Annotated in this window: 18 protein-coding genes; 5 read left to right on the top strand and 13 right to left on the bottom strand. The window is 67.5% G+C overall.

Features of this window, described 5'->3' with window-relative positions; translation table 11 throughout:
• Nucleotides 1-437: 437 nt before the first annotated feature.
• Together gltB and ABZX86_RS19865 are read left to right on the top strand one after the other, a co-directional pair.
• Complete coding sequence (gene gltB / locus ABZX86_RS19860; RefSeq protein WP_355125392.1) at nt 438-5,111, top strand: glutamate synthase large subunit; 4,674 nt, start codon at nt 438-440, stop codon at nt 5,109-5,111.
• Nucleotides 5,112-5,170: 59 nt separating this feature from the next.
• Complete coding sequence (locus tag ABZX86_RS19865) at nt 5,171-6,640, top strand: glutamate synthase subunit beta (RefSeq protein WP_355125394.1); 1,470 nt, start codon at nt 5,171-5,173, stop codon at nt 6,638-6,640.
• A 99-nt stretch (nt 6,641-6,739) separates the two neighbouring features.
• Here ABZX86_RS19865 and ABZX86_RS19870 read toward each other — a convergent pair whose 3' ends face one another.
• Nucleotides 6,740-8,362 carry a cellulase family glycosylhydrolase gene (locus ABZX86_RS19870; protein ID WP_355125396.1) on the bottom strand — a complete coding sequence of 541 codons (1,623 nt, stop codon included), beginning with the start codon at nt 8,360-8,362 and terminating at the stop codon, nt 6,740-6,742.
• 266 nt (nt 8,363-8,628) lie between these two features.
• On the opposite strand from ABZX86_RS19870, the gene ABZX86_RS19875 reads away from it, so the two are divergent.
• The gene (locus tag ABZX86_RS19875) at nt 8,629-9,525 is read left to right on the top strand and encodes a cutinase family protein (protein WP_327142995.1); all 897 of its coding nucleotides are present in this window, start codon (nt 8,629-8,631) and stop codon (nt 9,523-9,525) included.
• A 141-nt stretch (nt 9,526-9,666) separates the two neighbouring features.
• On the opposite strand, the gene ABZX86_RS19880 is transcribed toward ABZX86_RS19875, so the two are convergent.
• From ABZX86_RS19880 to lysX, 3 genes are all read right to left on the bottom strand, one after another.
• Complete coding sequence (locus ABZX86_RS19880; RefSeq protein WP_355125399.1) at nt 9,667-9,987, bottom strand: hypothetical protein; 321 nt, start codon at nt 9,985-9,987, stop codon at nt 9,667-9,669.
• Nucleotides 9,988-10,098: 111 nt separating this feature from the next.
• Entirely contained in the window at nt 10,099-10,716 is a 618-nt protein-coding gene (locus ABZX86_RS19885) for a histidine phosphatase family protein (protein ID WP_355125401.1), read from the bottom strand.
• A gap of 126 nt (nt 10,717-10,842) precedes the next feature.
• Complete coding sequence (gene lysX / locus ABZX86_RS19890) at nt 10,843-14,139, bottom strand: bifunctional lysylphosphatidylglycerol synthetase/lysine--tRNA ligase LysX (RefSeq protein ID WP_355125857.1); 3,297 nt, start codon at nt 14,137-14,139, stop codon at nt 10,843-10,845.
• A gap of 164 nt (nt 14,140-14,303) precedes the next feature.
• Here lysX and ABZX86_RS19895 point away from each other — a divergent pair, with 164 nt between their 5' ends.
• Nucleotides 14,304-14,531, top strand: coding sequence for an RNA-binding S4 domain-containing protein (locus ABZX86_RS19895; protein ID WP_327142998.1), 228 nt, complete (start codon nt 14,304-14,306; stop codon nt 14,529-14,531).
• Nucleotides 14,532-14,674: 143 nt separating this feature from the next.
• Here the strand turns inward: ABZX86_RS19895 and rraA are convergent, their stop codons facing one another.
• Nucleotides 14,675-15,181 carry a ribonuclease E activity regulator RraA gene (rraA, locus tag ABZX86_RS19900; protein ID WP_355125403.1) on the bottom strand — a complete coding sequence of 169 codons (507 nt, stop codon included), beginning with the start codon at nt 15,179-15,181 and terminating at the stop codon, nt 14,675-14,677.
• Nucleotides 15,182-15,185: 4 nt separating this feature from the next.
• On the bottom strand, nt 15,186-15,692 hold the full coding sequence (locus tag ABZX86_RS19905; RefSeq protein ID WP_355125405.1) for a nitroreductase/quinone reductase family protein: 507 nt from the start codon (nt 15,690-15,692) through the stop codon (nt 15,186-15,188).
• A gap of 179 nt (nt 15,693-15,871) precedes the next feature.
• Between ABZX86_RS19905 and ABZX86_RS19910 the strand changes: the two genes are divergently transcribed.
• Complete coding sequence (locus ABZX86_RS19910; RefSeq protein WP_355125407.1) at nt 15,872-18,106, top strand: serine/threonine-protein kinase; 2,235 nt, start codon at nt 15,872-15,874, stop codon at nt 18,104-18,106.
• 20 nt (nt 18,107-18,126) lie between these two features.
• On the opposite strand, the gene ABZX86_RS19915 is transcribed toward ABZX86_RS19910, so the two are convergent.
• The 7 genes from ABZX86_RS19915 to ABZX86_RS19945 all read right to left on the bottom strand — a co-directional run bounded on the left by ABZX86_RS19915 (nt 18,127) and on the right by ABZX86_RS19945 (nt 22,508).
• On the bottom strand, nt 18,127-18,507 hold the full coding sequence (locus tag ABZX86_RS19915) for a DUF5313 family protein (protein WP_355125409.1): 381 nt from the start codon (nt 18,505-18,507) through the stop codon (nt 18,127-18,129).
• Between the two features lie 94 nt (nt 18,508-18,601).
• The gene (locus tag ABZX86_RS19920; RefSeq protein ID WP_327143003.1) at nt 18,602-19,063 is read right to left on the bottom strand and encodes an SRPBCC family protein; all 462 of its coding nucleotides are present in this window, start codon (nt 19,061-19,063) and stop codon (nt 18,602-18,604) included.
• A gap of 78 nt (nt 19,064-19,141) precedes the next feature.
• Entirely contained in the window at nt 19,142-20,110 is a 969-nt protein-coding gene (locus ABZX86_RS19925; protein WP_355125412.1) for a CopD family protein, read from the bottom strand.
• A complete protein-coding gene (locus ABZX86_RS19930) occupies nt 20,107-20,643 on the bottom strand; it encodes a copper resistance CopC family protein (RefSeq protein WP_355125414.1) in 537 nt (178 codons plus the stop codon). The genes ABZX86_RS19925 and ABZX86_RS19930 overlap by 4 nt, the downstream gene beginning before the upstream one ends.
• Nucleotides 20,640-21,290, bottom strand: coding sequence for a YcnI family protein (locus ABZX86_RS19935; RefSeq protein WP_355125416.1), 651 nt, complete (start codon nt 21,288-21,290; stop codon nt 20,640-20,642). Before ABZX86_RS19935 ends, ABZX86_RS19930 begins: the two co-directional genes overlap by 4 nt.
• A 47-nt stretch (nt 21,291-21,337) precedes the next feature.
• Nucleotides 21,338-21,856, bottom strand: coding sequence for a hypothetical protein (locus tag ABZX86_RS19940; protein ID WP_355125418.1), 519 nt, complete (start codon nt 21,854-21,856; stop codon nt 21,338-21,340).
• 10 nt (nt 21,857-21,866) lie between these two features.
• A complete protein-coding gene (locus ABZX86_RS19945; protein WP_355125420.1) occupies nt 21,867-22,508 on the bottom strand; it encodes a DUF6474 family protein in 642 nt (213 codons plus the stop codon).
• Nucleotides 22,509-22,556 lie beyond the last annotated feature (48 nt).

A 22,556-nucleotide genomic window follows, 5' to 3' on the forward strand; every position in this document is an offset into this window, starting at 1 on the left:
GATCAGTGGGCAAGTCAACTGAAACACCTGCGCATGCCTGCTTTACACTGGACAACGCGCAGGTAGTGGAGGATCGATGAAGAAGCCCAGCTAGAAGCTGGTATTAGTCCAACCTAAGTTGGTTGGACCCGAGTCCTGACTTATCGTTTGCTCTTACGCCGGATGCGACAAGTTCGGCATATCGCCCTACACAGCCAGAGACCCGATCGGTGCTCAGCGTAGTGGGCGAGATTGGCGCGGCAGGTAGCTAACACGTAAGCGTTCGGTTACCGCCGAGCACCCACTACGAACTCGGAGCGGGTGAACAACTGGAGAGTTGACTGCACGGGACGACCATCAGCGCCGCTGGTCTCCGAAACGTCCGGGCGCAGTCCGACCGGAGGCGTTCGACGAAGGCCGCAATTCTTCGAAGGCCTGTTTTTTGTGAAGGCAGAGGCATGACGCAACTTCCCGGCCACAGGTCCCCTACTGGCGGTGCCAGCTATGGATACGGACCCCGCGGGCTCTATGACCCGGCGAATGAACACGACGCCTGCGGCGTCGCATTCGTCGTCGATATGCACGGCCGTCGTAGCCGCGACATCGTCGACAAGGCTATTACCGCCCTGCTGAACCTGGAGCACCGAGGTGCAGCCGGCGCCGAACCCAATTCGGGTGACGGCGCGGGCATCCTGATCCAGCTTCCGGACAAGTTCTTCCGCGCTGTGGTCGACTTCGAGCTTCCCGCCGAGGGCGCCTACGCCACCGGTATCGCCTTCCTGCCGCAGGCCCGCCGCGAGGCTGCCCGTGCCGGATACCGCGTCGAGAAGATCGTGCGCGAAGAAGGGCTCGAGGTCCTCGGGTGGCGCGAGGTTCCCATCGACGAATCGTCGCTGGGCGCTCTCTCACGCGACGCGATGCCTACCTTCCGGCAGATCTTCATCGCCTCGCCCAAGGGCAGCAGCGAGCAGCTCGAGGGCATGGACCTGGAGCGGCGCGCCTATGTCGTCCGCAAGCGCATCGAGCACGAGCTCGGCAGCGCGGGCGCCGGCGAGGGCGCGACCGGCAAGGAATCGGTGTACTTCCCGAGCCTGTCCGGTCAGACCTTCGTCTACAAGGGCATGTTCACCACCCCGCAGCTGCGGGCGTTCTACCTGGATCTGCAGGACGACCGGGTCGAGTCCGCACTCGGCATCGTGCACTCCCGCTTCTCCACCAACACCTTCCCGTCGTGGCCGCTGGCGCACCCCTTCCGGCGCGTCGCCCACAACGGCGAGATCAATACCGTCTCCGGTAACGAGAACTGGATGCGGGCCCGCGAGGCGCTGCTGAAGTCGAACTCCTTCGGCACCGACAGCGAGGGCAACAACCGCCTGGAGAAGATCTTCCCGGTCTGCACCCCCGGCGCGTCCGACACCGCGCGTTTCGACGAGGTGCTGGAACTGCTGCACCTGGGCGGCCGCAGCCTGCCGCACGCCATGCTCATGATGATCCCCGAGGCGTGGGAACGGCACGAGTCCATGGACCCTGCCCAGCGCGCCTTCTACCGCTACCACTCGTTCCTCATGGAGCCGTGGGACGGCCCGGCCTCGGTGTGCTTCACCGACGGCAAGGTCGTCGGCGCGGTGCTGGACCGAAACGGTCTGCGCCCCGGCCGTATCTGGGTCACCGACGACGGTCTGGTCGTGATGGCCTCCGAGGTCGGCGTGCTCGATATCGATCCGGCGCGCGTGGTCCAGAAGACCCGCCTGCAGCCCGGCCGCATGTTCCTGGTGGACACCGAGCAGGGTCGCATCATCAGCGATGACGAGGTCAAGTCGACGCTCGCCGCCGAGGCGCCCTACCAGGAGTGGCTGGACAACGGCCCGACCAAGCTGTCGGACCTGCAGGATCGCCCGCACGAGCACATGTCGCACGACCGCGTGCTGATCCGCCAGCAGATCTTCGGATACTCCACCGAGGAACTGAACCTGCTGATCTCGCCGATGGCGCAGACCGGTGGCGAGGCGCTCGGCTCGATGGGCACCGACACCCCGATCGCCGTGCTGTCCTCGCGTCCGCGGGTGCTGTTCGACTACTTCTCGCAGCTGTTCGCGCAGGTCACCAACCCGCCGCTGGACGCCCTGCGTGAAGAGGTCGTCACCTCGCTGCGCAGCATGATCGGGCCCGAGGACGATCTGCTCAATCCCGGGCAGCAGTCCTGTCGTCAGATCACGCTGACCCAGCCGATTCTGGACAATGACGAGCTGTCCAAGCTCGTGCACATCAATGACGACGGCTCGCGTCCCGACCTGCGTTCGGTCGTGGTGCACGGCCTGTACCCGGTCGCCGAGGGCGGTCAGGGTCTGCGCAATGCCATTGCGGCAGTGCAGATGCAGGTGTCCGCGGCCATCGACGGCGGCGCGCGCATCATCATCCTGTCCGACCGCGAGTCCAACGAGAAGCTGGCGCCGATCCCGTCGCTGCTGCTCACCGCGGCCGTGCACCACCACCTGGTGCAGGAGCGCACCCGCACCCAGGTTGGCCTGGTCGTGGAGGCCGGTGACGCCCGCGAGGTGCACCACATGGCCCTGCTGGTCGGCTTCGGCGCGGCGGCGATCAACCCGTACATGGCCTTCGAGTCCATCGAGGACATGCTCGAGCGCGGTCAGCTGCTCATGCCGGGCAGCACCGGCGATCACGGCGCCGACTTCAAGAAGGCCGTCGCCAACTACAACAAGGCCGCCGGCAAGGGTGTGCTGAAGGTGATGTCCAAGATGGGCATCTCCACCATCGCCTCCTACCGGGGCGCGCAGCTGTTCCAGGTCGTCGGCCTGTCGCAGGAGCTGGTGGACGAGTACTTCACCGGTCTGCGCTCGCCGCTGGACGGCATCGGCCTGGACGGCATCGCCGCCGAGGTCGCGGCGCGGCACCGAATCGCGTTCCTGGAGAACCGCAATGAGCGCGCGCACCGCGAGCTCGAGGTCGGCGGCGAATACCAGTGGCGGCGCGAGGGCGAGTACCACCTGTTCAACCCGGACACGGTGTTCAAGCTGCAGCACGCGACCCGCTCGGGCCAGTACAAGGTCTTCAAGGAGTACACCAAGCTCGTCGACGATCAGTCGGAGCGCTTGGCCTCGTTGCGCGGCCTGTTCAAGTTCAAGTCCAAGTCGCGCAACCCGATCCCGATCGACGAGGTCGAGCCGGTATCCGCGATCGTGAAGCGCTTCTCCACCGGCGCGATGAGCTACGGCTCGATCTCCTCGGAGGCGCACGAGACCCTCGCGGTCGCCATGAACCGCCTCGGCGGTCGCTCCAATTCCGGTGAGGGCGGCGAACATCCGGCCCGCTTCGAGCCGGAGGAGAACGGCGACTGGCGCCGGTCCGCGATCAAGCAGGTGGCATCGGGTCGCTTCGGTGTGACCGCGCACTACCTGACCAACTGCACCGATATCCAGATCAAGATGGCGCAGGGCGCGAAGCCCGGCGAGGGCGGCCAGCTGCCCGCGCACAAGGTGTACCCGTGGGTCGCCGAGGTCCGGCACTCCACGCCCGGCGTGGGCCTGATCTCCCCGCCGCCGCACCACGACATCTACTCGATCGAGGATCTGGCGCAGCTGATCCACGACCTGAAGAACGCGAACCCGCAGGCGCGGATTCACGTGAAACTTGTCGCGGAGCCCGGCGTCGGCACCGTCGCCGCGGGTGTGTCCAAGGCGCATGCCGATGTGGTGCTCATCTCGGGCCACGACGGCGGCACCGGTGCGTCCCCGCTGACCTCGCTGAAGCATGCCGGTGGTCCCTGGGAGCTCGGCCTGGCCGAGACCCAGCAGACGCTGCTGCTCAACGGTCTGCGCGACCGCATCGTGGTGCAGGTGGACGGTCAGATGAAGACCGGCCGCGACGTCATGATCGCCGCACTGCTCGGTGCGGAGGAGTTCGGTTTCGCGACCGCTCCGCTGGTGGTCTCGGGCTGCATCATGATGCGCGTCTGCCACCTCGACACCTGCCCGGTCGGCGTCGCCACCCAGAACCCGGTGCTGCGCGAGCGTTTCACCGGTAAGCCGGAGTTCGTCGAGAACTTCATGAACTACATCGCCGAAGAGGTGCGCGAGCTGCTCGCCTCGCTGGGTCTGCGGACGCTGGACGAGGCCATCGGCCGCGTCGATCTGCTCGACACCACCGCGGCCAAGGAGCACTGGAAGGCCGCCAAGCTGGATCTGTCGTCCATCCTCGACGATGTCGAGACGGCGTTCATGCAGCAGGACCGCCGCAATACCAAGGGCCAGGACCACGGTCTGGACAAGGCGCTGGACAACCAGCTCATCGCGCAGGCCGCGGATGCGCTGGAGCGCGGTAAGCCGGTCAAGTTCGACACCAAGATCACCAATGTGAACCGGACCGTCGGCACCATGCTCGGCCACGAGGTGACCAAGCTCTACGGCGGAGTCGGCCTGCCCGACAACACCATCGACATCACGTTCACCGGTTCCGCCGGTAACTCGTTCGGTGCGTTCGTGCCCGCCGGCATCACGCTGCGGGTCGTCGGCGACGCCAACGACTATGTCGGCAAGGGTCTTTCGGGTGGCCGCCTCACCGTGCGGCCGTCCCTGGACGTGCCCGCCGAGTTCGTGGCGGAGCGGAACATCATCGCGGGCAACGTGATCCTGTTCGGCGCCACCAGCGGCCAGGCTTTCATCCGCGGTGTCGTGGGCGAGCGGTTCGCCGTGCGCAACTCGGGCGCCACCGCGGTGGTCGAGGGCGTGGGCGATCACGGCTGCGAGTACATGACCGGTGGCCGCGTGGTCATCCTCGGCGAGACCGGCCGCAACTTCGGCGCCGGTATGTCGGGCGGCACCGCGTACATCTACAACCCGAACAACACCTTCGAGAAGCACCTGAACACCGAAATGGTGGATCTGGAAGGACTCACGGCGGACGAGTCCGCGGCGCTGCGCGACATCATCGCCCAGCACCGCGACGAGACCGGTTCGGCTGTCGCGGAACGCATCCTGATCGACTGGTCGCAGCAGGTGAATCACTTCGTGAAGGTGATGCCGCGCGATTACAAGAAGGTCCTGCTGGCCATCTCGGAAGCTGAAAAAGACGGCCGGGACGTCAGCGCGGCGATCATGGAGGCCGCTCGTGGCTGACACGATCCACGCTGGAGTTGTTGGATGCGCCGGCCTCGGCGCGAAAATCGGAGTCGTAAATGGGTGACGCACAGGGATTCCTGAAGCACACGAGTCGGGAACTGCCGAAGCGCCGTCCGGTCGAGCTGCGCCTGCTGGACTGGAAAGAGGTCTACGAGGAGAAGTTCTCCCACGAGACCCTCCAGAAGCAGGCCAGCCGCTGTATGGATTGCGGTATCCCCTTCTGCCACAACGGTTGTCCGCTCGGGAACCTGATTCCCGAATGGAACGACCTGGTCTACAAGGGCGCCTGGAAGGAATCGTTCGAGCGGCTGCACGCCACGAACAACTTCCCGGAGTTCACCGGCCGCCTGTGCCCCGCACCGTGCGAGTCGTCCTGCGTCCTGGGCATCAACCAGGATCCGGTGACGATCAAGCAGGTCGAGGTCGAGATCATCGAGAACGGTTTCGACGAGGGCTGGGTCACCCCGGTGTACCCGACCCGCCTGACCGGCAAGAAGATCGCCGTCGTCGGTTCCGGTCCCGCCGGTCTGGCCGCCGCCCAGCAGCTGACCCGGGCCGGCCACACCGTGACCGTGTTCGAGCGCGACGACCGCATCGGCGGCCTGCTGCGCTACGGCATCCCGGAATTCAAGATGGAGAAGCGCTTCATCGATCGCCGGCTCGCGCAGATGGAAGCCGAAGGCACCATCTTCAAGACCGGTGTGAACGTGGGCGTCGACATCACCGCCGACCAGCTGCGTGAGCGTTATGACGCTGTCGTGCTGGCCGGTGGCGCCACCATCGCCCGCGATCTGCCGGTTCCGGGTCGCGATCTGGACGGCATCCATCAGGCGATGGAGTTCCTGCCGCTGGCCAACCGCGTCCAGCTGGGCGATCCGGTCGCCGATGCGGAAGGCCTGCCGCGCATCAATGCCCGCGGCAAGAAGGTCATCATCATCGGTGGCGGTGACACCGGTGCGGACTGCCTGGGCACCTCGCACCGTCAGGGCGCCGAATCGGTGCACCAGTTCGAGATCATGCCCCGTCCGCCGGAGGAGCGCGCCGGCTCCACCCCGTGGCCGACCTACCCGCTCATGTACCGGGTGGCCTCGGCGCACGAGGAGGGCGGCGAGCGCGTGTTCTCCGTCAATACCGAGCGTTTTGTCGGTGTCGACGGCAAGCTGACCGGCCTGCAGGCGCACGAGGTCTCCATGGTGAACGGCCGCTTCGAGAAGGTCGAGGGCACCGACTTCACCCTCGAGGCCGATCTGGTGCTGCTGGCCATGGGCTTTGTCGGACCGCAGAAGAACGGCCTGCTCGAGGGCCTGGGCGTCGGTTACGACCAGCGCGGAAACGTCAAGCGCGACAACGGCTGGGCCACCACCGTCCCCGGCGTCTTCGCCGCCGGCGATATGGGCCGCGGCCAGTCGCTCATCGTGTGGGCCATCGCCGAGGGCCGCTCCTGCGCGTCCGCGGTGGACAAGTTCCTCGAGGGCGACACCGCACTGCCGTCCCCCATCCGCCCGACGGATGTGGCGCAGCGCTGACCCGCTGAGCCGAGACTGAAAGCGCCCGTGGACCGTAGGTCCACGGGCGCTTCGCTGTTCGTGCTCGACGGGAGGTCGTGCCGGGATGACGGAAGCTGTTCAGCCGCAGGCGATGGCGAGGCGGTAGGCGCCGGTGGTGTTGGTGGCGGCGGTGATTCGCCAGCCGCCGGTGACCTGCCGGCGGGCGGTTTGGGTGATGTTGGCGCCGGTGAGGGCCGGGTTGGCGCAGCGTTCGGGGACCCAGAGGTCGGCCGATTCGCCGGTGCGGTCCGCGGTGCCGGTGAGAGTCATTGCGCCGGAGGGGATGTCGGAGGTCAGGGCGGTCAGTTGCCCCGGTGCGGCACGGGGGTAGGAACGGGCGATGACGGCGGCGGTGGCGGGGTCGTGATCCAGGCCGGTGTCCGGTGCCGTGCAGGTGGGACGGGTGCCGCGGGTCTGGATATTGTGCGGATCGCCGCAGGCCTGACGCCACTGCCAGTAGGTGCCGCCGACCAGGTGGCTGTCCTCGAGCGCGGCGTAGCGGCGGGTCTTGTCGGCGATGACGGCGGGATCGGAGTCCCAGAATCCCCACTCGCCATTGAAGAAGGTGGTGCCGTAGCCGCCTGCCGCGGTGGCGGTATCGGCGAAACCTGAAGCGAGAGAGCCGGGTAGCGGGCTGATGGATTCGTTGTACTGGTGCGGGGCGTAGACCATATCGTCATCGCTCGCCGATCCGGAGGCAGAGCCCGAGGCGGACCCGGAGGCCGATCCCGACGCCGATCCGGAGGCAGACCCCGACGCCGATCCCGAAGCGCTGGTGAACAGCGGCAGCGGCCCGGGAACAGGCAGCGAACCGGTGATGACCGACGGTTCGAAGAAGGCGATGTGCCGGAACCCGCCCGGCGCGGACTGCTCGCCGGAACGGATGGCGGCCATGGCCCGGCGATAGAAATTGCCGAGCAGCACGTAGTCGTCGAGACCCGGAATCAGGCCCGGATTCGGTTCATTGAGCAGGTCGTAGCCGGCGATGGCCGGATCGTTCGCGAAGCGCGCCGCCACCGCCGCCCAGGTGTTCACCAGTTCGGTCTGCACGCCGTTGACGTCGAGGTAGAAGTTCGCGAACGAGGCCTGAACCGCCACGGAGAGTTCGCGTTTGCTCACCCGGCAGGTGGCGCTCGTGCCGACCAGGGCGGTCGCCCACGCGGGAGCGCCGTCCCAGCCGACGCCGGGCTGGGTGAAGGGCGGGCAGTAGACGCCGTCGGGAGTATTCACCGCGACACCCCACGCGTCCTGGTGCATATCGAGCAGGACGTAGATGTCGTGCGCCCGCGCCCAGGAGACGGCCTGGGCGATGCGATCGAGATAGTTCTGATCGATATGGCCGCGGGTGGGTTCGAGTGCGGACCAGCTGATTATGAGACGCACCACATTCGACCCGAGCGCCGCGATGCGGATGAAGTCGTCTTCGGTCAGTGTGGTGGTGGCGGGCAGGTCGGGCCATTCCTGGTAGTACTGCCCGGCGCTGTTGACATTGACGCCGCGCAGCAGCACGGTGCGGCCGGTGTCATCGGCAATGCGGGCGCCCTGTCCCATGACCGCGTGCAGGGGTCGTTGTACCTGGTCCGCGGTGGTATCGGTGAGCGGGGTGGCGTGGACGGCGGGGGTGCTGCCGGCGAGCGGTATTGCCAAGGTGGCGAGGGTGATCAGTACCCGGCGGCGCAATGTGAAATATGTTCTGGTCATTTGACCAGGAGACGCTAGCAGCCCACCGGGAATCCGCGCGCGGAAACTGAAATCGGACAAGATGTGATCGCCGCGTAGCGCTTCCGGAATCGTCCCTTTATTGTTGACGGCGTTGTGTCGCTGATCTCTGTCGAGCGGTCTGTTTTGCACATCTCATACGGGGCGGTTACTTCGGTTAACCCCCAGTGCACTCGATCGTCATCCAGCGCAGACACCATGAACGGGAATCGGGACGGCCGTCTCGGGCAGGCGTGAACTGGAGCAGTATGCGGTTGAAGAGAATTGTCGCGGCTGCGGGCGCAGCTGCGAGTGTGCTTATGTCGGGAATCGTGCTCGGCAGCGGTCCTGTTACGGCTGATCCGGGATGCCCGGTCATGTACACGGTAGCCATTCCGGGTACCTGGGAAACCGGCCACGACAAGACTCCCCAGCCCGGCATGCTGGCCGGGGTTACCAACGGGCTACCCGGCGAGGTCGACTATGTGACCTATGCCGCCACCGCGTTCCCCTGGGAAGGCGATGTGTACGGCGCCTCCAAGAAGGAAGCGACCGACAACGCCCGCGGCCTGGTCCAGGCCATGGGCCAGCGCTGCCCGGGGACCAAGATCTCCATCGCCGGCTACAGCCAGGGCGCCGACGCCGCGGGTGATCTGGCCGCCGAGATCGGCTCCGGCCTCGGCGTGGTGCCGCCGGACCGCATCGCGGCCGTCGCACTGATCTCCGATCCGCGTCGTTCCGCGACCGATGCCCAGGTCGGCCCGATCGCGCCCGGCGCCGGTGCGGGCGGCGCCCGGGTGGGCGGCTTCGGATTCGTCTCGGATCGGGTGCGTACCGTGTGCGCGGTCGGCGATCTGTACTGCGCCACCGAGCCAACGGACTTCATCAGCCGCTTCGCCGGATTCCTGGCGCAGACCTCTGATCCGAATCCCGCGAACATCTGGCGCTACCAGCTCGAGATCGGCTCGATCATCAACGATCTGATGGCACAGGGCGGCATCCCTGTACTGCAGTCACAGCTCAGCATGGGTGCGAACGAAGAGCGGGCCGCGCAGTTCGAGCAGTTCTTCAAGACCGGCGAGCACACCAGTTACGGCTCGTACCAGGTCGGCGGCGGTCAGACCGCCATCACCTGGATGCACAACTGGATTGCCAACGCCGCGTAACCGCTGCTCTCAGCAGGATGGAAAGGCCGCTCCCGGAACGGGGGCGGCCTTTCGCCGCTGCACAGGTTGTAGTGCTGAACAGGTTGTACCACTGCGCAATTCAGGCCCCGACACTGAGCTCACGCATACCCGCCGGGCGGGTTAGCCGAAGGAACCGGTGCTCGGCGGGGTCCAGACCGGCGGCTGGTTCTGGTCGCCGCCACCCTGCCAGTTACCCGGGTTCCCGCCCTGCCAGTTGCCATCGTGATCGTGGTCGTGACGGTGGTCGCGATCGCCACCGTGGCCCTGCCAGTCCTGATCGACCTGCTGGGCGACGACGGGCGAGGAGTCCGGGGTCGCCGCGGAGGCGGTGGCGGGGAGAGCGAAGAGCGCGAGCGGCACGACGGCCAGGGCGCCGGCGGCGGCGAGGCGCATTCCCAGGCGACGCTTGCGGGGGGCGGTCGAGCTCATGGAAGAAGGCATCGGAAATCCTTTCGCAGAAACCGAGCCGCTGTCCGCGACCCGTGTTCCCCATACAAGTCCCCGGCTCTGGGAGCCCGATGCGACGACTCTGGGAGTCGTCTGTGCGACCGTTCAGTCCCGGCCGGCGCGATTGCGCGGCAGCAGATCCCAGACGTGTGCGTTCTCGTTCACCGTGGCGGCCGTGCGGCGGCCGGTGCGGGAGTACAGGATCCGCGTGATCGAGCAGTAGTCGATCGGGAAGGTCAGCGGGCGCTCGAGCCCCAAAACGTCCTGGAGCAGCACGTTTATCACGCCGCCGTGGGCGAAGACGACCACGGTGTCGGCCGGGTCGGCGGTGGCCGCAATGCTCGCGACACTGTCGAGGACCCGCGCGGTGAAGGCGGGACCGTCGATCTGGCCGGGCAGGTAACCGGCCTTGATGCGGTCGTAGACGTCCTTGAAATCGCGCTGGGCGTCCTCGATCGGGATATACGCGGGGAGATCACGGTCGTACTCGGCGAGGCCGTCCAGGACCGCGATATCCAGGCCGAGCTTATCGGCGGTGGGCCGGGCGGTTTCCCGGGCGCGCAGCTGCGGACTGCTGACCACCCGGGCGATCCGGTGCTGCGCCAGCGCGGCCGGAACCCGGGCCGCCTGCTCGATGCCGACCTCGGTGAGATCGGGGTCGGCTGGACCCGAGACTCCCTGGACGCGGGCGGGCTGGGCGTGGCGGACGAGGATCAACTGCACCTCCTCCACTCTGCCGCACCGCCTCGCATCGCTCCGGGGTGGGTCCGAACACACCGGCGCCGCCGGCTCCCGGGGCGGGAGGTCGGCGGCGCCGGTGGTTCAGGCTGTCGGATACGGGGTTTCGTCCTATCCGGTCCGGGGTTTCACCAGCGGGAACGGCAGCGTCTCGCGAATGCTGCGCCCGGTGAGGAGCATGATCACCCGGTCCACGCCCACGCCGAGACCACCGGTCGGCGGCATGGCGTGCTCGAGGGCCTGCAGGAAGTCCTCGTCGAGTTCCATGGCCTCCGGATCGCCGCCCGCGGCCAGCATGGACTGTTCGGTGAGGCGTTTGCGCTGCTCCACCGGATCGGTCAATTCGCTGTAGGCCGTACCCAATTCGACGCCCCAGGCCACCAGATCCCAGCGTTCGGTGACACCCGCGATATGACGGTGCGCCCGGGTCAGCGGGGAGACAGAGGTGGGGAAGTCGATATAGAAGGTCGGCTCCTGGGTCTCCGACTCGACCAGGTGCTCGTACATCTCGAGCACGAGTTGCCCGGCGTCCCAGCCCAATTGCCAGGGCACCCCGGCCTTGTCGCAGAGCACCCGCAGCCGGTCCTCGTCGGTGTCCGGGGTGATGGTCTCGCCGAGCTTGTCCGAGACCGCGCCGTGCACCGTCTTCACCGGCCAGTCGCCGGAGATGTCGACCTCGGTGAGCGCGCCGTCCTCGCCCGGTCGCAGGGCCACCATCTTGCCGTTGGCCGCGATTGCCGCCTCCTGGATGAGCTGGCGGCAGGCGTGCATCATGCGTTCGTAATCACTGTGCGCCTCATAGGCTTCCAGGATGGTGAACTCGGGATTGTGGCTGTAGTCCACGCCCTCGTTGCGGAAGACGCGGCCGAGTTCGAACACCTTCTCCATACCGCCCACGCACAGTTTCTTGAGGTACAGCTCGGGGGCGATGCGCAGGTACAGGTCGAGGTCGTAGGCATTGATGTGGGTGGTGAACGGGGTGGCATTGGCGCCGCCGTGCACCTGCTGCAGGACCGGGGTCTCCACCTCCATGAAGCCCCACCCGTGCAGGGTGTCGCGCAGTGAGCGCACCACGGCGCTGCGCTTGGCCATCACCTCGCGGATATCGGTATTGATGGCCATATCGACGTAGCGCTGCCGGACCCGGGCCTCCGGATCGGCGAGGCCCTTCCACTTGTCGGGCAGCGGGTGCAGGCATTTGCCGAGCATCCGCCAGTCCGCGGCGAGCAGGGATAGCTCGCCGCTGCGGCTGCGCCCGATCTGCCCGCTCATCTCGATGAGATCGCCGAGATCGAAGAACTGGTCGAAGTCGGCGCTGCGATCCGCGCCGACCCGGCCGCGGTCGATGACCAGCTGGATCTCCCCGGACCAGTCGCGCAGCAGGGCGAAGGTGACACCGCCGTAATCGCGAATCCGCAAGAGCCGCCCGCAGACTCGCACCGTGGTGCCCATCGGGGAATTGCGCGCGGCGGTCACCGTGTGGGTGGGCGGATAGGCGACCGGATAGGCGTCGACGCCGGAATCCTCGAGCTTCTTGAGCTTGTCCATGCGCACCCGCACCTGTTCGGGGCGGCGCGGTCCGGACTCCTCCAGATCCTCCGGCGGGAGGTCGGGCAGGCTGCCGTCGGCGTGCAGGCCGGTCATGGTCGGCGGCACCGAGGACCGCAGACCGGTGTGCGCGGACACGTCCGGCTCCTTGCCGATGCGCGGCAGGAAGCCTTCGGCGAGCGCACTGGCGATGGCAACGCGCGGCAGATGCCGGCGCTCCTCGAAGAGCGAGAAGCGCGGCACCCAATCCGGCTGGTATTTCACATTGGAGCGGTAGAGCGCTTCCAGCTGATACCAGCGCGAGAAGAACATGAGCACACCGCGCCACAGCCGCAGTACGGGTCCGGCGCCGATGCGGCCGCCCTCCTCGAAGACCGCACGGAAAACCGCGAAGTTCAACGAGATTCGGGTGATGCCGTACTGCTCGGAGCCGAGCGCCAGCTTGGAGATCATCAATTCCATGACGCCGTTGGGGCTTTGGCGATCACGGCGCATGACATCCAGGGAGACGCCGGTGCGACCCCACGGCACCAGCGACAGCAGGCCGAGCACGCGGTCGTCGGCATCGACGGCCTCGACCAGCAGGCAGTCGCCGTCGAGCGGATCGCCGAGACGGTCCAGCGCCATGGAGAAGCCGCGTTCGGTCTCGGTGTCGCGCCAGGCGTCGGCGCGGCGCAGCACCTCGCGCATCTCCTCCGGCTCGAGCTCCTTGTGCCGGCGCACGCGCACGGTGATGCCCTGTTTGGCGAGCCGGTTCACGGCCTGCCGGACCTGCTTCATCTCCGGTCCGGCGAGCGAGAAGGTGCGGGTCTCCAGAATGGCTTCGTCACCGAGCCGCAGGGCCGACAGTCCGGCGCGCCGGTAGGCGGTGGCGCCTAGTTCGCTCGCGCCCATGACGGCCGGGGCCCAGCCGTACTGGTCGGCCAGCCGCAACCAGGCGTCGATGGCGTGCGGCCACGATTCCTTCTGGCCGATGGGATCACCGGAGGCCAGGCAGACGCCCAATTCGACGCGATAGGTCAGGGCGGCCTGCCCGTTGGGTGCGAACACCACGGCCTTGTCGCGGCGGGTGGCGAAGTAGCCGAGCGAATCCTCGACGTCGGAGCGTTCGAGCAGTCCGCGCAGCGCGGATTCGTCGAGTCCGGTGAGGGCGTTGGAGGCGCGCTGCGAACGGAACAGCACCGCCACCGCCGCCAGCAGCGCGACCGCGCCGAACAGGCCGAGCAGCAGGTTCACCAGATGCGGCGGATGCCCGTCGAAGTCGTCATTGCTGACCAGGATGGCGCCGGTCACCCGGGAGACCGCCCACAGCGGGCGCTGCTCGTCGGCGGGCAGGCTGCCGGGGAACAGCTGCACCAGACCCCAGCCGGCCACGCAGCCGAGCGCCAGCCCACCGGCCAGCACCCCGACCGCGCGCACGATCGCACCGCTGCGCACCCGCGTGTAGAACTCGGACCAGGCCGCGATCAGCACCGCGATCACCGACAGGTGCACGACCAGCGCGACGAGCGCGTTGAGATCGCCCTCGGAGGCGAAGTCCAGGGCATTGGCGATCGAGAACACCGCCATATAGCCGCACAGCAGCCACCAGGCGATGCGCTTGCGGCTCGCGGTGGCGCCGGCCAGCAGACCCACTACCAGCGCCCACACCAGTGAGGTGTCGGGCGAATCGAAGTAATAGGTGTCGAGATAGTGCCGTAGCGACTGGGTCAGGAAGCGCAGACCGGGCGAAATGCTCCACAGTGCGCAAAGGAGGGCGTAGACGCCCAGAATCGTCCCAGCGACATGTGGAACCTCACGGAGACGGCCGTGTCCGCGGTGCGGCACCTCAGGCGACCGCGTCTCCGGTCTGTATGCGATGTCCTGGTGTTGCCGGTCCTGCGTCGAAGTCACCGCACCAGTGTGTATGTTGGCGTCGCCCATGTGCACTCGGAACCCGGTTCGTGTCTTGTTGTCATCGTGTGCCGTCGGGTAACGAGGGCGGCGTTTGGCGGTCCCGGAGGCCGCGGGTGAGGATGTACCTCATGTCGGATCCAGTCGAAGTGCCGATCGAAGACGATGTCATTCGACTCGGCCAATTCTTGAAACTGGCGAACCTCATCGATTCCGGAGCGGAAGCGAAGACGGTCATCGCCGAGGGACTGGTGCGGGTAAATGACGAGGTAGAGCTACGCCGCGGACGCCAATTGTTCGCCGGGGACGTGGTGCTGCTCGCCGGGCGCAAGGTCCGGGTGGCGGGTCGCCGGCGGTAGCACTGCCGCGAGCCCGGCCCTCGCCGTCCACCGTCGGCGGTGAAGCGAGGACCGGAGCCGCTGAGAATCTCCCTAGAGTCTCTCGAGAAGCAGTTCTCAGCATCCAGGAATAGCCGTTTTCGGGGCTTTTCCGGAAGCCGCGATCAGTCCTCCGCGCGGACCACGATTCCGTCGTGATCGCTGTAGAGCACCTCGCCCGGCACGAAGGTCACACCGCCGAATTCGACGGGCACATCCCGCTCGCCGGATCCGGTCTGGGTGCTCTTGCGCGGGTTGGTGCCGAGCGCCTTGACGCCGATATCGAGGGTGCGCAGGATCGCCGAATCCCGCACCGCGCCATTGACGATGACACCGGCCCAGCCGTTGTCCACGCCGCGACCCGCGATGATGTCGCCGACCAGTGCGGTGTGAATGCTCGCGCCGCCGTCCACGACCAGTACGCGGCCATTGCCCGGCTCGCCGAGCGTCTGCTTGACCAGGAGATTGTCCTGGAAACAGCGGATGGTCACGATGCGTCCGGAGAAGGCGGGCTGCCCGCCGAACTGGAGGAACTGGGTGTCGCAGCTGCGGATCCCGGGCCCGATCTCATCGGCCAGGTCTGCGGTCGCGACCACCTCTGCTTGGTTCTGAACACTGCCTGATTCGGTCACTCGCCTATCTTGTCAGGGCGAAAATGCGCAAATCACGCGCGGTGCGATTGCGGTAGGCGGTGTACGCCTGGGTGGTCTCCTCGAAGCGCGCGAAGATCTCCTGCTGCTTCGCCTCGTCCTGGACCAGGGCGGCCCGCACCGGAATGCGCTCGCCCGCGATGACGATCTCGGCGGCCGGATTCGCGAGCAGGTTCCCGGTCCACGCGGGGTGGTGCTCCTGCCCGAAATTACTGCCGATCACATACAGCGTGTCGCCGTCGTGCACGTACAGCAGCGGGGTGGTGCGCGGCTGCCCGGATTTGCGCCCGGTGGTGGTGAGCAGGATGACCGGTGCGCCGATCGGCCCGAGCACCGTGTATTTGCCGCCGGTGCGCTGCAGCACTTTCCGGTCCAGGGGCGTCAGCTTGCGAATCACCAGCGAGCCGAGCTTCGTCGCGGCGAACGGGCTGGCGATGCGGGACAGAAGATTGGTGCGCGAACCCCAGATGCGGTCCGGAAACTGCTGACTCATGCCGGGAACTTTAGTGCGCGCATCGGCCGCGCGAACCCCGGAACCCTCGGCGGGGGACCCCGGAAACCCCGTGCGGCGTGCATATTCCGATGCATCTGTGCTGCACACGCGCGCATACTGGACGCATTGGCCCACCGGAGGAGGACCGGAAGTCATTGGTTCGTGCGGAGGGGCATGGGTTGGAACCGGCGATCGAGTCGGACATAGTCGGCGCGGCGCGCTCGGCGCTGACGGCTGTCTCGGCCCGCTTCGCGGCGGCCTGGGATACAGCGGGGGAGCCGCCCCCGCTGGCCGAATACCTCCCGGCCGCACCGGAATTGCGCCGTTTGTGCCTGATCGAGCTCATCAAGGTCGATCTGGAGTACCGGTGGATCCACTACGATTTCCCGAAGCGGCTGGCCGACTACCGCGCCGAATACGACGAATTGCGTTCCGGCCCTGTGCCGCCCGATCTGGCCTACGAGGAGTTCCACGCGCTGCGCCGCTCCGGCAGATCCCCCGGCGCCGATATCGCCGGCAGCGGCTATCCGACCGAGGCCGATCTCACCCAGGCCGCCTGGGGTGAGCGCGACTATCGCAGCACCCTGATCGCCCGCCCGCGGGCCCGCGCGGCGCTGGACGGCATCGAGGTCGGTGACCGGGTGGACGATTTCGATCTGCTGGTCGAATTGGGCAGCGGCGCTTTCGCTCGCGTCTTCCTGGCCCGTCAGCGCTCCATGCAACGCCTGGTGGCGGTGAAGGTCTCGCAGAACCACGGCACCGAATCGGAGACGCTGGCCCAGCTCGATCACGAGAACATCGTGCGCGTTTTCGATCAGCGGCTGATGGACGAGCGCGAACTGAAACTGATGTACATGCAGTACCTGCCCGGCGGCACGCTGTCGAAGGTGCTGAGCCTGGTGCGGCAGCGCCCGCCGCAGGAGCGTTCCGGCGCGCTGCTGCTGGAGGCGGTCGATACGGCCATGCGGGACAAGGGCGGACTGGTGCCGAGCGAATCGGCCATCCGCTCCGGCATTGCCGCGCGGAGCTGGCCGGAGACGGTGGCATGGCTGGGCAGCCGACTGGCCCGGGCGCTCGACTATGCCTCCGGCAACGGTGTGCTGCACCGGGATATCAAGCCCGCCAATGTGCTGCTCACCGCCGACGGCGTGCCGAAGCTGGCCGATTTCAATATCAGTTTCAGCCTGCATGTGGCGGGCACCAGTCCGCTCGCGTACTTCGGTGGCTCGCTCGCCTATATGTCGCCCGAGCAGCTGGCCGCCTGCCATCCGCAATTGCCCGATACCGCCGAGGAACTCGACGGCCGCAGCGATATCTTCGCGCTGGGCGTGGTGCTGTGGGAGCTGCTCACCGGTCACCGGCCCTTCGACGACGAAACCCGCGCGGGTGATTCCGAATCCTCGCTCGAGCGCATGCTGCGGTTGCGGCGGCACGATATCGATCCGCGCTATCTGTCCGAGCTGCCGCCCGACTGCCCGCCGACACTGCGCCGGGTATTACTGAAATGTCTTGCCCCGCAGCGCGCCGATCGCTGGCCCACCGGTGCGGCGCTGGCGCAGCAGCTCGACCTGTGCCTGGATCAGCGCGCCCGCGATCTGGTGGACCCGCCGCGAAACAGCCTGCGCGCCAAGGTCGGTCCGTGGTCGCTGGTGCTGCTCATCACCGCGGCCAGTTTCCTCGGCGACTTCCTCGGCATGCTCTACGCGAATCTGCACAACGGCCCGCTCTGGGAGGTGTGGTTCACGCCGGATCAACGGGTGAAACTGCAGGCGGTCGGGGCGGGGCTGGCGCTGTTCACCACTCCCGCGGCGATTGTCGTGACCAACTACCTGTGCCGCCGGGCCTTCATCGTCTGGCGCGGCCTGCGCAGGGGGCGCACCTACGATCCGGACACCCTGGCACGGGCCCGCCGCGACACCCTGGTGGACGGGGATCGGGTCGCGCTGCTGGCCTTCCTGTGGTGGGTGGTGTCGGCGGTGGTGGCCGCTGTCGCGCTGGAGGCGTACACCGATCTGACGCCCGGGCAATTGCTGAATCTGACCGCGACACTGCTGGTTTCGGGCGCCGTCGCGGTCGCCTACCCGTTCTTCCTGGTGACCTTTTTCGTGGTCCGCTGCTTCTACCCGCGGCTGCTCACCCACGGCGAGATCGCCGAGGATCATGAGGCGCTGCGGGCGCTGGGCCGCCGGTGCACCCGGTATCTGGCGGTGGCGGTGGCGATTCCGCTGATCGGCGTGATCACCAGCCTGCTGTTCCTGACCCCGGACGAGGTGCCCCTCGCCATCGGCCCGATCAAATGGCTGTGCCTGGCCGGGGTGCTCGGATTCCTCGGCGACTATTGGCTTTTCCGGCAATTGGAGGCGGATCTGCGCGCTTTCGAGCGCGCGGTCACCACCCGCCTGGATTTCCGCTGATCGATATCAGCGCAGCAGCGTCAGCCCCGGCCGTGCCGCTGTTCGTAGGCCTGCCGATCGCCGGATTCGCGGGCGCGCTTGGCCGTTTCGGCCAGGGCCGGATCGAAGCCGTGCTTGATCAGTTTGTTGCGCCGGAACACATAGGTGAGCGCCACGGTGAAGTAGATGAGCGGCAGGTAGAGCAGCGCCATCATGGCCAGGCGCATCCACAGCGGTCCCGGGACGAGCAGGAAGAGGCAGAGCACCGGGATCATCGGCAGCAGCATGCGGAGCAGATAGCGGCGGGTGGCGCCGGGGCCGATCAGATCATCGCGCACCCAGTCCGACATGGCCGGCGGGAGTGTGCGGCCGCAGAGATAACCGATCCGCTGCAAGAAGGACGGCGTGGCGGGTTCGGGCATATGCCCAGCATCCCCGCAGGGAATGGGCCGGACAACGTCGGGGGGCCGGCGGCTTTGACGACCCCGGGCGGTCAGGCCACGGCGGGAACGGCGATCAGGCTTCGGTGCGCGCGAGGTGGAAGGCGGTGACCTGGGTGACCAGATTGTGCGTGGAACCCTTCACGGCGAGTTTCACGAACGGCTCGATGGTCCGGCCGAGCAGTTTTCCGGCCAGGCCGCCGGGCACCCGGTAATCGACGATGGCGTCGATGGTGCAGGATTCCTCGCCCTTGTCGTGGAAAAGGAAGGTGGATTCGATTTCGAAGCCCTTGATGGACTTCACGGCAATGGCGAGGCCGGGTTCGTGCCGCACGATCTTGATGGTCGAATGCAGCGATACCGGGCCCAGGCCGATGGTGCCGTCGAAGGTGGCGCCGACGCCTTCGGTTTGCTCGGTGAGCGGTTCGAAGGCCTTGATCTCACTGATGAATCGGGGCAGATTCCGGTAATCGTTGACGTAGGCGAAGGCCGATTCGGCCGACGCGGCGCATTCCGCGACGATCTTGACTTCGGTCATGCGCACGACAGTAACTCGTTCCATTTCAATGCGCAGATCATGAGGTGAGGGCCACATTCCGGCCCCCATGTCCGATTCCTACGCGGTTACCGCCAGCGTAGCCGCGAGACCGAACACCACCGCCATCAGCAGCACTTCGAAAATCGCACGGCGCAAAGAGGATTCCGCGTCCATGCGGTGCTCGGTCGCGAGCGGCACCCAGGTGCGCCGCCACCACCAGCCGATGGCCAGCAACGCGACCAGGATCACGGTCTTCGCCAGCAGGATCCGGCCGTACCCGGTGGTGACGAACGGGGTGAGACCGCCGAGGCGGACCAGTCCGTTCACCACGCCGGTCACGGTCACGATCCCCGCCAGCGGCAGCGCCCAGCGCGAATAGCGGGGCAGCAGCACCGCCCATTCGCCGCGGGTGCGGACGGTCAGGGCCAGGGCCAGCAGCACGCCGAACCAGGCGGACGCGGCCAGCGCGTGCACGGCTCCCAGCACCGAACCGAATGTCTGCTGCGACATATGTCCGGTGATGGGGCGCAGCGCGAGGGTCACCGCGGTGAACACCAGCACCAGATCGGCGGTGACCCGGTCCGGATTGCGAAAACCGAAGGCGCTGTAGACCGCTACCGCACCACTGCCGATGAGCAGCGCGATACCGATCTGGCCGCCGCTGACCGTGGTGAGGTAGTCACCGAACTGCCCGGCGCCCATGTGCGCGGCCGGAATGCCCTGCACCTCGGCCGCTTCCAGCACCAGCATGGTGAATTCCGCGGCCGCCCATGCTCCGGCCAGCACGGTGAGCAGTCGCCACTGCGGCGTCAGTCGCGCGGACAGTCGCGGCAGCGCGGCCAGACCCAGCACCGCGGCGCCCGCGCAGTCGGCCAGCACCCGCACGGGTGCCTCCGCCTGCACGGGATCGCTCGCGGCCAGTACCCACGCCAGAGCCGCACCGTCGAGACCGAGCGGAACGATCAGCAGCAGAAACCAGCGCAGTGAGCTCCTGCCGCCGCTCGTCCCGCGCTCCCGGCGACGATCGGTGCGGTCCGATCGATTCACTTGCGCTGCTTGCCCCGTCCGCCCAGGAGTGCGAAGGCCAGGCCGCCGCCGAACAGCACCACCGCGCCGACGATGAACACCCACAGCGGTACCCCGCCGTCGGAGCCGCCGCCGGATTTGGCCGAGGAGTCCGCCTTCGGGCCCGGGGTTCCGGTGCCCGCCTTGGTGAGGGTGAAGGTGCGGGTGCCGCTGACCGGATGTCCGTCCGCGGAGGTGACCCGGTACGCGATCTTGTAATCGCCGACCGGACCCAGCTCACCGACCTGGATGCTGATCGTCTGGTTCTCCACCTTCGGCTGGCCCTTGGACCACAGATTGCCGTCCGGACCGGTGACCGTCATCGACGGGTAGCTGGTCTGCAGATCCTCGTTGAAGGTGACGCTGGCGGTCGCCGGCGAGGTGTCGATATGCGCGCCGTTCTCCGGGCTGGAACCGACCGGCACCGAATGTGCGCTCGCCACACCGCTGCCCAGCAGGGCGAACCCGGTGACGAGCAGACCTGCGACCAGACCGGCGAGGAGTCTGCGGGTCATGATTTGCGACCGCGGATCACGCTGCCCAGCCCGAGTGCCGCACCCAGTGCGCCGAGGGCCAGGCCGACGCCGCCGAGCCAGCGCGCGGTGGTGTCGGTGTCCTTGTCCGATGCGGTGGCGGCGACCGCGCCGTCGCCGTCATCGTCGCCGCCCTTGCCGACCGCCAGGGTCAGGGTCGGGGCGGGGTGTTCCGGCTCGCTGCCGTCCGCATTGTTCTTCTGATCCCAGACCACGACATTGCCGTCGCTGTAGGTCTGGGTGGCGGGGAAGCTGACCGTCTCCTGCTTGGGCAGGGCGACCGAGAGCACGAACCGCTGGAACTGACCCGGAGCGATACCCGGATTGCCCGGATTGGCGGTCCAGGTGGCGGTGACGGCCTCACCCTTGTCGTTCTTGTCGATCTTCTCGGTCCAGCCGACCAGCGGTTCGGTGCTGGCGCTCTTCAGATTCGGCAGGGCGACACTGAGTTTCGTGGTGGAGGCGGTGACCGATTCGGTCGGCACCTTGAAGGTGGCGACCGAATAGCCGCCCTGCGTCGCGCCCGGCGCGTCGACGGTGACGTGTGCGGCGGCGACGCCCGCGCTCAGCAGGGTGAGACCGGCGGCGGCGACGGTGGTGCCGAAGGCACGCGAAGGAGAGATGTGCATGAGTGAATGGCCTCTTCTGGCAAAGGGTTACGGGTGAGGGGGAGTTGTCACACCGCAACCGGCGGGGCGCGCGAACCGTTCGCGCCCAGGGCGAGCAACTGCCTCGCCGCCGCCACGACCGGGGCCCAGCGCCCGGCCGGAGAGTGCACCGGCCGCCCGGCAGGCCGGGTCAGGACCGCCCGAAGGGTCTGCGACACAAGCAGATACAGCCGCTCGGCCACCAGAATCAGAACGGCGAAGACGAGCGCGGCCGTGGTGTGCGCCGCCGCCATCGCACCGGTACCCAGGAAATCCATTGCCCCCGCGGCATGCCCGTGCTGGGTCAGGCCGCCCAGCGCCACATGGCAGACGGGCTGACCCAGCACCAGCAGCGCGGGCAGGGCGACGGGGGAGTGCAGCGTCGCGGCCAGCGCGCCGATGGTTCCGGCCGCGAGCAACAGCAGCGCCAGCCCCGTCGACCCCGGATAGCCGCCACCCGCCGCCCCGTGCGCCGCCACCGCCAGCACCGCCATGGTCACGCCCGCGAGACAACCACGGGCAGTGCTGGATTCGGCGCGGCGATGCATGGGATACGGCTCAGTTCACGCCGAGACGCGCGAGCACATCGGCTTCGATGCCGGAGAGCTCGTTGGAGATCGACGCGTGCACGGCACGGCGCCGCTGCACCGGCATCTGCGCGGCCGTGCGAATCGCGGCCGACAGGCTCTCGAGACGGTCGCGCGAGGCGGCCACGAACTGCTTGGTGTCGACGTCCTGCGGATTCTTGCGCTCGAGCTCGGCGAGCGTGCTCTCCACATTCACCTGCCGCGCCTGCAGTTTCGCACCGGGACCGGCGAATTCGCCGAGCTGATTCACCCCGATGCCGAGCTGCTGCGCCCGCCGGGTGTCGAGCTGCCCGCGCACGAACGTGGCCCCGCGATAGGCGATCGGCGCCAGCACCGGCAGCAGAATCCGCGCCACACCCAGGTACTTACGCACCTGCGCGGCACTGAACAGATCCCGATCGGCCTTGGCGGCGATCTTCAGTGCGGCCTTCTCCTCGGCCTGCAACTTGGAGATCTCCGCCTTCGCGACCTTCCGCTGCGTCCGCGCCTCGCCGCGATGCCGCTTCCGCTCGTTGCGCGCCCCGAGCTTGGCCTCCATACCGGCCTTGTGCTTCAGCGCCTTGGCCTCGGCCCGCCGCCCGACCTTCTTCTTGCGCTTGGTGAACAACCCCATAGATGGCCTCCGTCATGCTGGTTCGCCATGGCAGCACAGGGCCGGGGG

This window comes from Nocardia sp. NPDC006630 (assembly GCF_040611495.1).
Taxonomy (GTDB): domain Bacteria; phylum Actinomycetota; class Actinomycetes; order Mycobacteriales; family Mycobacteriaceae; genus Nocardia.